Genomic DNA, 12,516 nt, shown 5'->3' on the forward strand with positions numbered 1-12,516 from the left:
CTGTAGTAATCTCTATCACACTGTTAATTGAAGTGTCACGAGGAGGTGAAACCAATGCTTGGAAACACACCACCCGCACAACCTGGGAATGCACCGGTCGTACTCACGCTTTCCGACGTGTCGATCGAGTTCGGCGGAGTCACGGCTCTCGACGACGTCGGCTTCGACGTCCGCGCGGGTCAGATCTGCGGACTCATCGGACCCAACGGCGCTGGTAAGACCACGCTGTTCAACTGCATCACAAGGATTTACGAACCGAGTCGCGGTGTCATCACCTGGCAAGGAACCGACCTCTTGGGATTGCGCCCCTATGCGTTGGCATCTGCCGGGATCGCCCGAACTTTTCAGAATCTCGCTCTGTTCGGCGGCATGAGCGTCTTCGACAACACGATGGTCGGGGGATCGTCGCGAGGCCGCTTCGGGCTCGCGAGTGGGCTTCTCGGTTGGCCTCCGGCGCGCGCCCGAGTCCGAGAACTACGAGAGAAGGCCTGGTACCTGCTCGAACGTCTCGAACTCGTCGACGTCGCCAACGCACCCGCGTCCGGTCTACCGTTCGGAACTCTCAAGCGTGTCGAACTGGCACGAGCATTGATGTCCGAGCCTTCGCTGCTTCTGCTCGACGAACCCGCCGGTGGGCTCACACACAGCGAAGTCAAGGAGTTGGGAGAACTGATCGTCTCGCTCCGCGACGACTTCGGCTTTGGCGCGCTTCTGGTCGAACACCACATGGGATTGGTGCTGGGTATCTCCGATCATGTTGTCGCACTGAACTTCGGCCACAAGATCGCTGAGGGTACTCCGGCGGAGATCCAGCAGAACGACGCCGTGATCAATGCTTATCTGGGGCGTGCGGCATGACCCTGCTCAGCGTCGACGATCTGCATGCCGGTTACGGGCGAGGCAACGTACTGCACGGGATTTCGCTCGACGTGGAACCCGGCGGGGTAGCTGTCGTTCTCGGCGCGAACGGTGCCGGCAAGACCACCATGATGCGTGCTCTGGCCGGATTGATTCCGCATCAGGGAACGATCACCTTCAACGGTTCGCCGTTGGGATCCAAACCTGAACGCGCCGTCGCCGCCGGCGTCAGCCTTGTCCCACAGGGCCGTGGAACTCTCGGACAACTGTCGGTACGTGACAACCTTCTCGTCGGCGCTGCGCTTCGTAAGGACAAGGCGGAGATCGAGGCCGACATCGAGCGGTGGTGTGAGACTTTCCCGGTGCTCGCGAGGAGGTCCACACAGTTGGCCGGTTCGCTGTCCGGCGGTGAACAGCAGATGCTCGCAGTCGCAAGGGCGTTGATGAGCCGTCCCACCTTACTGTTGTGCGACGAGCCCAGTCTGGGACTTGCCCCCATCGTCATCGCCGAATTATTCGACACGCTCGGTGCGATCAACCGGAGCGATGGAACTGCATTGCTGATCGTGGAACAGAACGCCGATCTCGCGATGAAACTCGCGACGAAGGTATTCCTGCTCGACGTAGGCATCATCGTCGCTGCCGGAACGCCCGAGGAATTTCGTTCCGACGACGTCGTGCGCAGCGCTTACCTCGGGTACCAGGAGTAAACGGTGACACTCTTTCTCGAACGACTCATCTCGGGATTGACCAACGGGTCGATCTACGCAATTCTCGCGCTGGCACTCGTGGTGGTGTTTCGTGCCACCGGCACGATCAACTTCGCTCAGGGCGAGTTGGCGCTGTTCACAACTTTTGTCGCTTGGTGGCTGACGACGATGTCGTGGCCGATCTGGTCGGCGATCGGAGCGGCCCTTGCATTGGGGTTCCTGCTCGGAGCGTTGATGGAGCGTCTGCTGATCCGGCCGGTACAGCGTCGAAGCGACATGGCGGTGCTGATCGTGGCACTGGGATTGTTCACCGGGCTCAACTCACTCGCCGGGATGCTGTGGGGGAGCGATACGAAGATCATGCCAAGCCCGTTCCCGAACGGTCCCACCGACTACATCTCGGTGGGCGGTGCGCGCGTGTACGGCGACGCACTCGGCGTACTTGTGGCGCTCGTTGTCCTACTTGTGTTGATGTCCTTGCTCTTTCGCAAGACGAGAGTCGGTTTGCACATGCGTGCAGTCGCGGACAATGCCGAATCTGCCAATCTCGCGGGGGTTTCGACCAGCCGGATCCTGGCGATCGGTTGGGGTGTTGCGGCCGCGATCGGTGCCCTGGCCGGTGTCCTGGTCACTCCGCTCTCGCCGCAACAACTCGGTCTCACGACCATGTTCCCGATCTTCATCGCAGCATCCGCCGCAGCGCTGTTCGGCGGTCTGGACAGTCTCGTCGGCGCCGTGGTCGGCGGGTTGACGATCGGTGTCCTGGAATCGATGCTCAGCGGCTACATTTCGGTGATCGGCGGCTCGCTGCAGCAGACGTCCGCCCTGTTGATCATCGTGGTGATCCTCTTCGTCCGACCCAATGGACTGTTCGGTACCAAGAAACTGGAGCGGGTATGACGACGCTTGCCGAGAGAAATGAACCTGCGGTCGCCGAGAAGGCGGTCGGGCGACCGCGTGTAGTGGTCGCCGGATCGACCTCGTACCGGGTACTCCAGTTGGTTCTGCTTGTGGCCGCCGTGTGTGCGTTGCTTCTCGCGTCACAGAGCGCGCCGTTTCGCGTGGGGCAGTTCACGAGCGTCTTCATCATTGCGATTGCCATTGCCGGACTGAATATCGTCAGCGGATACACCGGGCTTCTGTCGATCGGCCATTCTGCTTTCTTCGGCCTAGGCGCGTACACGACCGGCGTTCTGATCGTCGATCGCGGATACTCACCCTTGACCACGATTCCGATGGCAGTCGTATTGTGTTTTGCACTAGGGCTTCTCGTCGGTCTTCCCTCGTTGCGGATCAAGGGGCTGTATCTGGCTCTCGTTACGCTCGCCGTTGCTGTGGCATTTCCCGAAGTGATCCGCAAGACGGGCGATCTGACCGGTGGCGCCGCCGGCATGGTCGTTCGTGCAAATCTTCTGGTCCCGCCGAAATGGACCGGTCTGACCCGAGCCGACACCTACCTCTGGATCTTCTGGGTGTCGGTGGTGACGCTGGCAGTTGTCATGCTCCTGATCCGCAATCTCGTCAAGAGTCGATTCGGTCTGGCTATGGTCGCGGTGCGCGACAACGAGATCGCGGCGACCGCAAACGGCATCAATGTCGCGAAGGTCAAGATTCTCGCCTTCGGGCTTTCCGGCGCGATCACGGGCCTGGCAGGTTCGCTGTTCACGATGTACATCGGCGCGCTCTCGCCCGAGTCCTTCTCGCTGATGAAGTCGATCGAGTTCATCACCGGACTGGTATTGGGCGGAATCGCAACCCAATTCGGCCCGATCGTCGGGGCAACGGCAGTGGTGTTCCTGCCGTACTACACCGGCAGCGTCACCGACGGCCCCGTGTCGGGAGTGGTGTTCGGCGCGGTACTGATCGCGATCGTGTTCTTGATGCCTGACGGAATCGTCGGCCGAATCAACAGCGTTCTCCGACGGTTCGTCCTCGTGGTTCCCGCAGATCATCCCAAATATCGCGAGGGTGAGCCTCGCACCTGAGCACCATCTCCCTCGCCCGCAATCGTTTCTCTCCACTCACAGCAAGGAATTGGACGACATGAAAAGGCAGACCACGATTCCCGCAGTCATCGCCGCTGCAGCACTACTCCTTTCGGCCTGCGGAGGCAGCTCCGACGCAGAGAGCGACACGTCGATATCGGCCGGCGCAGTATCGGTCGACGACTGCAGCGACCCCAGTGGTGCTGCAGCGCCGATCACCGACAAACTCACGGTGGGCTGGAGTGGGCCGACGTCCGGCCCGCTCGCCGACGCAGTCGGCAACGTGATCGAAGGAATGCGAGCACGGTTCGAGGTGGCGAACGCGGCCGGTGGTGTCGGCGGTGTCAAGCTCGACGTCGTGGTCAAGGACGATGCATTCTCCCCGGAGCGCGCCAAAGCCAATGTCGGAGAGTTCATTCAGAAGGACAAGGTCGACGTTCTGGGCACCTTCGGAGCCGGGCAGTTGAACGCGATCGCGGACGATCAGACCACCGCGTGCGTGCCGCTCCTCTTTGCGCAGGCAGGCATGCCCGAGTTCCGGGTCATCGAAGACTTTCCGTGGACCACGGAGTATCTACCGGACCCGGGCGTCGAGATGGAGGTCGTGGTCGAAAGCTTGAAGAAGAAGTACCCGAACGGCGCCAAAGTTGCACTGGCCACGAACCAGACGGAGTCCGGACAAGGGATCGCCAACGGCTTCAAATCCGCGATCGAAGGAACCAACTTCGAGATTGCGGCCGAGGAAGCCTTGACCGACCCCAAGACGGCGGCGTCGACTCTCAAGGCCAGCGGCGCCGAGGTTTTGGTGGTTGCCGGTGTCACCACCGACTGCCTCGCGATCACTCAGGCGATCGGACGCGTCGGATGGAAGCCCGACACCGTGATACAGCCGTCGAACTGCGTCGACGGTGCGACCCTGTACGCACCCGCCGGTGATGCTGCCGACGGGCAGCAGGTGATGGTGTGGCTCAAGGATCCCAACAACGCTCTCTACAAGGACGACGCGGCGGTGCGTGACTACCTGGCCGGTGCAGCTGCTCACGGTGCCGATTCCCCGACCAACAGTTACACCGTGAACGGCTGGGCCATCGGTGACCTGTTGGTGGACAACTTCACTCGGGCCTCTCAGTCGTCCGACGGACTCTCACGCGCCACGATCATGAGTGCCGCGCGCACGCAGGACTACCACCCGCCGATGTTCATCGACGGAATCAAGTTCACGATGACCGCCGATCATGCATTGGGAATCCTGGCATTCCAGCCGTTCGAGTGGAACGCCGCCACCCAGGCGTTCGAGAAGCAGGGCGACGTGATCGACATTTCCGGCCGTTACGAGAACTGAAACGAGACGCGAATGAACAAGACACACAGGGGATTGCACCCTCGCAGCAAGGTGGACGAATACACCTCGAAGGGGTGGTGGTCCGAAGAGACGATCGATCAGGTGTTCCGGACGCAAGTGCGGGTGCGCGGCGACGAACTCGCGGTGGTTGATCCGGCGAACCGGAGCGAGTTGTCCGGCGGAGATCCACGACGCCTCAGCTGGAACCAACTGGACAGTGAAGTCATCTCGCTCGCTGCTCGATTCAGTGAGGTGGGCTTGCGCCGGGGAGATGTTCTGGGCGTGCAGATGCCCAACACGGTCGAACTGGTCGAGGTCTACCTTGCCGCGTGGTCGCTGGGGATCGTGGTCTCACCCTTGCCCATGCAGTACCGCGAACGTGAAGTGGAAGGAATGGCCAACCAGGCAGCGTTTGCAGCGTTTGTCACCGTACCCAGCTTCGGTGACAGACTCCCCGCTACGGAGATCGCAGCAATCAGATCCAGGATCCCCTCCCTGAGATCGGTATTCGCGTACGCTCCCGCGTCCGAGCTTCCGGCCGAGTTGCCGGCAGGCGTCGATGGGCTGAGTCCTCAGGCGGCCACCGAAACGCAGCGCAGTGCTCTGGACAGGCGGAACACCGAAGATCCGAACGACCCCAACGACGCGATGACGATCTGTTGGACCTCCGGAACCGAAAGCGAGCCGAAGGGGGTCCCACGTTCACACTACGAATGGCTGGCCATCTGCTGGGCCACGATCGATGCTCCCGACATCGTCGTCGACGACGTCTTGTTGAACCCCTTCCCGATGGTCAACATGGCCGGAATCAACGGAATGTTCCTGCCCTGGCTTCGCACGGGATGTGTACTGGTACAGCACCACCCGTTCGACCTTCGAGTGTTCCTCGGGCAGATCGAGGCCGAGCGAGCGACGTACACGGTAGCGCCACCTGCGTTGTTGTGGATGCTGCTCGCCGACGAGTCGATGCTCGCGGCAGTCGACCTGTCGAGCCTGACACGGATAGGTTCGGGTTCGGTGCCGCTGCAACCTCCGATGGTGCGGGGATGGCAGGAGCGGTACGGGATCGGAGTCATCAACTTCTTCGGTTCCAACGAAGGAATCAGTCTGCTCTCTTCGCCCGCGGACATGCCGGATCCGGACGACCGCGCACGGTACTTCCCTCGCTTCGGTGTCGAGAACTTTCACTGGAGCACCAGGATCTCGGACTGGATGGACGTGCGCTTGGTCGACGTGGTCACCGGCAAGGACATCACCGAAGCCGGGCAACCGGGTGAGTTGCGCATCAGCGGACCGACAGTCTTTGCCGGATATCTCGGCGATCGTCCGTCACCGTTCGACGAACGCGGATTCCTCTGCACCGGAGACATCTTCGAAATCGCCGGTGACCATGGACAGTTCCTCCGCTACCTGGATCGAGGCAAAGACCTTGTGATCCGCGGTGGAATGAACATAGCTCCAGCCGAATTGGAGGGATTGATCGCCGAGCATCCGGCAGTTGCGGACGTGGCCGTCATCGGCGACCCCGACGAAGTACTCGGTGAGCGCGTCGCAGCAGTGGTGACACTGCGACCCGAGGCGGAACTCGAGCTGGATGCTCTGGTTGCGTTCCTGAAAGACAAGCGCATTGCCTCGTACAAGCTTCCCGAGCGGCTGGAGGTTCGGAAAGAGTTGCCGCGCAATTCGACCGGAAAGATTCTCAAGCGTGAACTTCGACAGAAGAGTGTGGCATGAGTGTGATGAACGACAGTGACAAACTCGCGCTGGCACGTGAGATGTTCCAGGCCTGGGACGTCATGGACTGGACACGCGTCGTCGACTTGTTCGCCGAGGACGGTGTGCTCCACAGCGTCATGCAGGAACCTCTTGTCGGCAAGGAGGCCGTTGCGGGCCGAATTGAGTTACTGGCAAGCAAGTGTGAACGGATCACCCTGAAGATCGAGTCTCTCGGCGTGATCGACGGAAGGGTATTTGTGCAGCGAGTGGACGACTTCCACTTCGACGGTACCCATGGCGTCGTTCCTGTTGTCGGAATCCTCAGCATGGCAGATGGACGGATCACCGAGTGGCTCGAGTACTACGACCGTCCGACACTGTTGAAGGGAATGGGTCTTGTCTCCGACTTCGAGTAGAGGTTTGCCGACCACCGACATCTCCCTGGGGTTGTGGCAGGACCGTCCGCCGCAGGAGGTGACCACTACCGCGCGCCTCGCCGACAAACTGGGGTTCGGCCGAGTGTGGGTGGGGGAGATGGCGACGTACGACGCCTTTGCGCTGGCGACGTCGGTCGGCGTCGGCTTCGAGCACTCCGAACTGGTGGTCGGCCCGCTCGCGGTGACGGTTCGTGATCCGGCGATGATCGCGATCGGGGCGGCGTCGGTGGCCGATCTCACCGGGCGCTACGTGTCGATCGCCTTGGGTACGTCCAGCACTGTCGTGGTCGAAAAATGGCATGGACGAAGCAGGTCCGGGGCAGCTCGGGCGCTCGCGGAGTCCGCCCGCGGTGTGCGAGCGCTCATGAACGGCGAGCGGGGCGAAGTCGCCGGCACGGTGATGCGGACCAGTGGATACCGGCTGCGACTTCAACCGCCGGGCGGCCGGCTGATCGTTGCGGCATTCGGGGACAAGGCGCTTCGAGCCGCGGTGGAGTTGGGTGACGAACTGGTGCTCAATCTGGTCAGCCCGGAGCAAGCGGGGCGCCTGATCACACGGTGCAAGGAAATCGCTGCCGAGTTGGAAACCGGCATGCCTTTCGTGTCGGTGTGGGCACCAGCTGCCGTCGCCGAGAATGGACCGTCACAGGTGTCGATCGATCAACTTCGACGCGGGCTCGTACCGTATCTGGCTGCTCCGGGGTACTCGGACATGTTCGTCCGCGCGGGCTTCGCTGATGTGATCGAGTCAGCCAGGGCCGGGGCCGCGCCGCGCGAGCTCTTGAGCCAGATCTCGGACGCGATGGTGGCAACGGTGGGAATCGTCGGCACTCCGGCCGATGCCCGCGAGCAACTCGAGGCGTACCGAGCGGCGGGAGTGGACTCCGTCGTGGCCGTGCCTTCATCCACTGATCCGGATCCGGCCGGGAAAGTGACCATGGAACTTCTTGCGGAGATGGCATGACGAACCCCCGACGAACTTACTCTCAGGTAAGTTCGTCGGGGGTATGTCTAACCGAAGGAGTAGCCGTGAGTGATCGCGTTCGTGTCGAGGTAGTGCAGTCGGTGGCGTACGTGACGCTCAGCCGACCGGAGAAACTCAACGGTCTCGATCTGGACATGCTCGACGCCCTGGTGGACGCCGCTCGAACTATCGAAGCTGATCGTTCGATCCGGGGCGTGATTCTTCAAGGCGCGGGTGACGCGTTCTCGGCCGGGTTGGACTTCGCCTCTGCGGGTAAGCAACCGAGGCGCATGGCGAAGGCCTTCGCGAAATTTCCCGGTCAGAAGACCAACCTCTTTCAACGCGCGTGCTGGGTGTGGCGCGAATTGCCCGTGCCGGTCATCGCGGTCGTTCACGGGCACTGCTTCGGTGGTGGACTGCAATTGGCGCTCGCCGCAGACTTTCGATTCTCCACGCCCGAGTGCACGTTCTCGGTGATGGAAGCGAAGTGGGGATTGATCCCCGATATGACCGGAACGGTCACGATGCGCGAACTCGCGACGATGGACGTCGTGAAGCGCCTTGCCATGACTGCTGAACTGTTCGACGGAGATCAGGCTCTCGAATGGGGATTCGTGAGCGGAGTCAGCGACGATCCGATCAAACCGGCACAGGAACTGTTGTCGCAGATCACGACTCGCTCGCCGGACGCCGTCGCAGCGACGAAGACCTTGCTGCACAAGACCTGGAACCGCTCGCCTCGCGGTGCGTTCTGGATCGAGTCGCGGATTCAGTTGGCACTGATGAGAGGCAAGAACCACAAGATCGTACGCACCGCCAATGCCGCGAAGAAGTTGCCGGAGTTCGCCTTTCGAAAGTTCGGCTGACGAACTCCGGCGTCGCGACGCCGCGGGGCGTCCACATCGAGGTCGATCACACCATCAGGTCGCGGCCAGATCGGTCCTTGATGAGCATCGTCGCGACAAACGACACTGCGGCCAACAGGGCGAGATAGATCGAGATGGCGAGAGTTCCACCGGTCTTGCCGAGGAGCCACTGCGCGACGGTGGGAGCAAAAGCGCCACCGAAAATGGTGCCGACGGCGTAGGAGATCGACGCGCCGCTGTAGCGGATCGACGCCGGGAACAGTTCGGCGAACAATGCCGGTTGAGGTCCGTACGACAGCCCGAGTCCGACCGAGAACAGAATCATTGCCACGTAGATCCAGCCGAGATTGCCGGTGTCGATGAGGAGGAAGAACGGCACCGCGAACAGGACCATCGCGAGGTTGCCCACGTTCATCACCGTGGTGCGCCCACGGCGATCCGACCAGTAGGCTCCGATCATGGTGAAAACGCCCCACGTGACGGCACTTGCGAGCGTGGCAATCAGTAGTTCGGTCTTACCCAGGCCGTAGGTCTTGGTTGCGTACGCGACGATGAATCCTCCGATCACCATGTAGCCGTTGCCGTTTGTACCGATGAAGGACAGGGCCGCGAGTACGACCTGCTTCGGGTGCTTCTTGAACAGAGTGCGGATAGGAGTAGTGCTCTCGGTGCGGCGTTCCTTGAGTTCGGCGAACACAGGTGACTCGCTGACCTTGCTTCGGATGTAGAAACCGACGCCGATCAAGCCGACGCTGAGCAGGAACGGCACTCGCCATCCCCAGGTGGTGAACTGTTCTTCCGTGAGGGTGAACGTGCACAGTGCCAAAACGCCGGTGGCGAGCAACATCCCGAGCGGTACACCCATCTGGACGAACGCTCCGAAGAACCCTCGACGTTTGGTCGGTGCGTGTTCGACGGCAAGCAGAGCAGCCCCACCCCATTCGCCGCCCGTCGAAAATCCCTGGACGACACGAAGCAGGATCAACAGGATCGGCGCCCAGATGCCGATCGAGGCATACGTCGGCAGCACGCCGATCAGAACCGTCGCGGCACCCATCATCGCCAACGTCGCGACCAGGACACGTTTGCGGCCGAGCCTGTCGCCGAGATAGCCGGCAACGATGGCGCCGAGAGGACGGAAGACGAAGCTGATGCCGACCGTGACGTAAGAGACGATCTGGCCCGCCGAGCCCATCGGCTTGAAGAAGAGGTCCGCGAAGATCAATGCTGCAGCTTGGGCGTAGATGAAGAAGTCGTACCACTCGACGGTGGTGCCGACCATCGACGCCATCGCGGCGCGGTCGTACTCCTTGGCGGCGGGCTTGGTGCCAGTTCTGGTTGTGGTCATCGAGCTACTTTCTGCCAGTCACGTGGTTCACCGATGCGGTGAACTGCGAAGTCGGAACAGGGGAGAAACGCTGTTCGATCTGTGACGTTGCCGGTGTGCTCGGTTCATGCTTTTGGCTGACTCGGAGCTTTCCTGCGCGATCGCATTGTCGAAATTGGCAACCGAATGATCGGTAGGTAAAGGATTATGCAGAAGTGTGAGCGTCAACACAAGAGGTGCCGGAAAGGTCTGATTCTCAGATGCGGAGCCAGCGAGAGAGCGGGTGGTCAGTTCTGGGGCGATGCGGCGATGCGCAGGTCGATTTCCCGGGCGCTGAGGAGGTGGTCGAGGACGAGGACCGCGCAGCCGAGAATGCCGGATTGTGCACCGTGGCTGACCGAGGCGATCTGCAGCTTTCGGGTGGCAAGTGCTGTTGCGTTGCCGTACACGGACTCTCGAAGCCCGGCCAGGAAGAGTTCGTCCGCCTCGGCCATGTCGCCGCCGATGATCAGGACCTCGGGATTGAGGAGGTTGACCGCGCCGGAGATCACGTCGCCGATCAGTCGCCCGCTGCTTCTGATGAGCCGGCGTGCTTCGCTGTCGCCGTCCAGGGCGAGGCGGACGACGTCCCGAACGTGCCCGACACTTCGGCCCTGATCGCGGAGTGCGTGCACGAGAGCCCAACCGCTGGCAACGGTCTCGACGCAGCCCACGTCGCCGCAGCGACATTTCATGCCCCGTGCCGCAGCGGTTTTAGTATGTCCGATCTCGCCGGACGCTCCGAGTGAACCGCGTTGGAGGATTCCGCCCATGACGATTCCTGCGCCGAGGCCGGTTGACGCCTTGATCATCAGGAGGTTGGGCGCGCTCTCGCGTCGTTCGCTCAATTCGGCCAGGGCCATCACGTTGGCATCGTTGTCGGCAAACAGCGGCGCCGTGGTCACCGATGCCAGATAGGGGGCAAGAGCAACTCCGTCCCATCCCGCCATCATCGGAGAGTCGAGGCTCGCTCCCGCGGCGACGTCGACGGTGCCGGGAATGCTCAGCCCGATTCCGATGACTTCGGACGACGAACGCTGGACCTGAGCCAGTAGTGACGAAAGATGCTCGGCGATTTCGGGCATCAGTTCGTCCGGACCTACTCCGACCGACTTGTCGATGTCTTCCGCAGCGAGAATCGTGCCCGCCAGGTCGGTGACGGCAAGTTGTGCCCGCGATCGACCGATTGCGACGACCAGAACCACGCCGGACGAGTTCGCGAACGTCAGTGTGGACGGCGGCCGACCGCCCGTCGACGGGCCCTCGTCGTCATCGGCGATCAAACCGAGCGATTGAAGTGCGGCAACCCTGGCCGAAACCGCCGTCCTGGACAGGCCGGTGAGCTTCCCGATCTCGCTGCGCGTGGTCGCGGAACCGCTGCGTATCAGCGTGAATACCTCTCCTGCGGTAGCCGGAGTCGTGGACGGTCGGGTCATTGTCCTATTCAAGCATCCCTCGTCGGTAACTTCAGCGTGCGAAAGTTGCCGTACTTTGTCCACAAAAAGACGTAAGTAGGTCTTGTGAAAAAGCAGAAGTAGGCATAGTCTGTGTCTTGACTCACTGCCACGGGCGTCCGAGGAGACGAGTCGCAGTTTCTGTGAAGCAGGGCGCACAAACAGGGGAGAACCTGATGAGCCGCACCGATACACAAGAGATCGTCGAATTCGCACGTAAGTGGCAGCAGTTCGACGGTGGACCTGACGAAGAGATCTTTGTGACCTTCGGCCTCGCCCCGGACGAGTATTTCCGCAGGCTGCAGGCGATTCTCGACGACGGCGCCGCAGCGCTGACTCCGCCGGTCGCCGGCGAACTCGCTTCGGTCTGCGCACATCGACTCCGCCGATCGACGAAACGGTCAGGCGTCGACGAGTCCGCCGCAGCGTAACTCCCGAGTCACCCGAATGCGTTTCACCCGAGTAAGGAATTGAGGTCGCCATCATGCACAAGCACCTTCCGATGCCGTACCCGACCGCCGAAGTGTGGGACTGGCAGCTGCAGGGAGCGTGCCGTGGGCACGATTCCGCGGTGTACTTCCACCCGGACGGCGAGCGTGGACATGCTCGCGAAAACCGTGAACGCAACGCCAAGAAGGTCTGCGCGACGTGCCCTGTACTCCAGCGGTGTCGCGAACACGCACTGTCCGTCCACGAGCCTTACGGCATCTGGGGTGGAATGACGGAGACCGAGCGCGCAGAATATGTGCGATCGCTGCGTAAGCGCAGCAACCGGATGCCCGCGGTCGCCAACGCGAGCTGACGGTCCTTCGGAAAGG

General features: G+C 61.8%; 13 protein-coding genes. 11 read left to right on the top strand and 2 right to left on the bottom strand.

Features of this window, described 5'->3' with window-relative positions; translation table 11 throughout:
• The first annotated feature begins 54 nt into the window (after positions 1–54).
• The 9 genes from G8767_RS04205 (at position 55) to G8767_RS04245 (ending at position 8,878) form a co-directional block, all read left to right on the top strand.
• On the top strand, positions 55–858 hold the full coding sequence (locus tag G8767_RS04205) for an ABC transporter ATP-binding protein (RefSeq protein WP_095971128.1): 804 nt from the start codon (positions 55–57) through the stop codon (positions 856–858).
• The gene (locus tag G8767_RS04210) at positions 855–1,568 is read left to right on the top strand and encodes an ABC transporter ATP-binding protein (protein WP_124567492.1); all 714 of its coding nucleotides are present in this window, start codon (positions 855–857) and stop codon (positions 1,566–1,568) included. The genes G8767_RS04205 and G8767_RS04210 overlap by 4 nt, the downstream gene beginning before the upstream one ends.
• 3 nt (positions 1,569–1,571) lie before the next feature.
• Positions 1,572–2,468 carry a branched-chain amino acid ABC transporter permease gene (locus G8767_RS04215; protein ID WP_166809414.1) on the top strand — a complete coding sequence of 299 codons (897 nt, stop codon included), beginning with the start codon at positions 1,572–1,574 and terminating at the stop codon, positions 2,466–2,468.
• The gene (locus G8767_RS04220; protein WP_124567490.1) at positions 2,465–3,553 is read left to right on the top strand and encodes a branched-chain amino acid ABC transporter permease; all 1,089 of its coding nucleotides are present in this window, start codon (positions 2,465–2,467) and stop codon (positions 3,551–3,553) included. Before G8767_RS04215 ends, G8767_RS04220 begins: the two co-directional genes overlap by 4 nt.
• Positions 3,554–3,611: 58 nt before the next feature.
• A complete protein-coding gene (locus G8767_RS04225) occupies positions 3,612–4,895 on the top strand; it encodes an ABC transporter substrate-binding protein (protein ID WP_166809415.1) in 1,284 nt (427 codons plus the stop codon).
• Between the two features lie 12 nt (positions 4,896–4,907).
• Positions 4,908–6,629, top strand: a complete 1,722-nt coding sequence (locus G8767_RS04230) for a class I adenylate-forming enzyme family protein (RefSeq protein ID WP_166809416.1) — start codon at positions 4,908–4,910, stop codon at positions 6,627–6,629.
• Positions 6,626–7,027 carry a nuclear transport factor 2 family protein gene (locus G8767_RS04235; protein ID WP_095971123.1) on the top strand — a complete coding sequence of 134 codons (402 nt, stop codon included), beginning with the start codon at positions 6,626–6,628 and terminating at the stop codon, positions 7,025–7,027. Before G8767_RS04230 ends, G8767_RS04235 begins: the two co-directional genes overlap by 4 nt.
• A gap of 4 nt (positions 7,028–7,031) precedes the next feature.
• Positions 7,032–8,012, top strand: coding sequence for an LLM class F420-dependent oxidoreductase (locus G8767_RS04240; protein WP_240951828.1), 981 nt, complete (start codon positions 7,032–7,034; stop codon positions 8,010–8,012).
• A gap of 65 nt (positions 8,013–8,077) precedes the next feature.
• Positions 8,078–8,878, top strand: a complete 801-nt coding sequence (locus G8767_RS04245) for a crotonase/enoyl-CoA hydratase family protein (RefSeq protein WP_166809417.1) — start codon at positions 8,078–8,080, stop codon at positions 8,876–8,878.
• A gap of 46 nt (positions 8,879–8,924) precedes the next feature.
• Here G8767_RS04245 and G8767_RS04250 read toward each other — a convergent pair whose 3' ends face one another.
• Together G8767_RS04250 and G8767_RS04255 are read right to left on the bottom strand one after the other, a co-directional pair.
• Positions 8,925–10,226, bottom strand: coding sequence for an MFS transporter (locus G8767_RS04250; RefSeq protein WP_166809418.1), 1,302 nt, complete (start codon positions 10,224–10,226; stop codon positions 8,925–8,927).
• Between the two features lie 266 nt (positions 10,227–10,492).
• Positions 10,493–11,680: an ROK family transcriptional regulator gene (locus G8767_RS04255; RefSeq protein WP_095971121.1), complete on the bottom strand. Its 1,188-nt coding sequence runs from the start codon at positions 11,678–11,680 to the stop codon at positions 10,493–10,495.
• Between the two features lie 194 nt (positions 11,681–11,874).
• Here G8767_RS04255 and G8767_RS04260 point away from each other — a divergent pair, with 194 nt between their 5' ends.
• A complete protein-coding gene (locus G8767_RS04260) occupies positions 11,875–12,129 on the top strand; it encodes a DUF3263 domain-containing protein (protein WP_206028823.1) in 255 nt (84 codons plus the stop codon).
• A gap of 53 nt (positions 12,130–12,182) precedes the next feature.
• Positions 12,183–12,500 carry a WhiB family transcriptional regulator gene (locus G8767_RS04265; RefSeq protein ID WP_166809419.1) on the top strand — a complete coding sequence of 106 codons (318 nt, stop codon included), beginning with the start codon at positions 12,183–12,185 and terminating at the stop codon, positions 12,498–12,500.
• The last annotated feature ends 16 nt before the right edge of the window (positions 12,501–12,516 follow it).

Source organism: Rhodococcus sp. IC4_135 (assembly GCF_011602025.1).
GTDB lineage: Bacteria > Actinomycetota > Actinomycetes > Mycobacteriales > Mycobacteriaceae > Rhodococcus_F > Rhodococcus_F baikonurensis.

Coding starts and splice junctions, on each gene's coding strand:
- G8767_RS04205 (WP_095971128.1), top strand. CDS start 55: ATGCTTGGAAACACACCACCCGCACAACCTGGGAATGCACCGGTCGTA.
- G8767_RS04230 (WP_166809416.1), top strand. CDS start 4,908: ATGAACAAGACACACAGGGGATTGCACCCTCGCAGCAAGGTGGACGAA.
- G8767_RS04265 (WP_166809419.1), top strand. CDS start 12,183: ATGCACAAGCACCTTCCGATGCCGTACCCGACCGCCGAAGTGTGGGAC.
- G8767_RS04235 (WP_095971123.1), top strand. CDS start 6,626: ATGAGTGTGATGAACGACAGTGACAAACTCGCGCTGGCACGTGAGATG.
- G8767_RS04225 (WP_166809415.1), top strand. CDS start 3,612: ATGAAAAGGCAGACCACGATTCCCGCAGTCATCGCCGCTGCAGCACTA.
- G8767_RS04210 (WP_124567492.1), top strand. CDS start 855: ATGACCCTGCTCAGCGTCGACGATCTGCATGCCGGTTACGGGCGAGGC.
- G8767_RS04255 (WP_095971121.1), bottom strand. CDS start 11,680: ATGACCCGACCGTCCACGACTCCGGCTACCGCAGGAGAGGTATTCACG.
- G8767_RS04220 (WP_124567490.1), top strand. CDS start 2,465: ATGACGACGCTTGCCGAGAGAAATGAACCTGCGGTCGCCGAGAAGGCG.
- G8767_RS04260 (WP_206028823.1), top strand. CDS start 11,875: ATGAGCCGCACCGATACACAAGAGATCGTCGAATTCGCACGTAAGTGG.
- G8767_RS04250 (WP_166809418.1), bottom strand. CDS start 10,226: ATGACCACAACCAGAACTGGCACCAAGCCCGCCGCCAAGGAGTACGAC.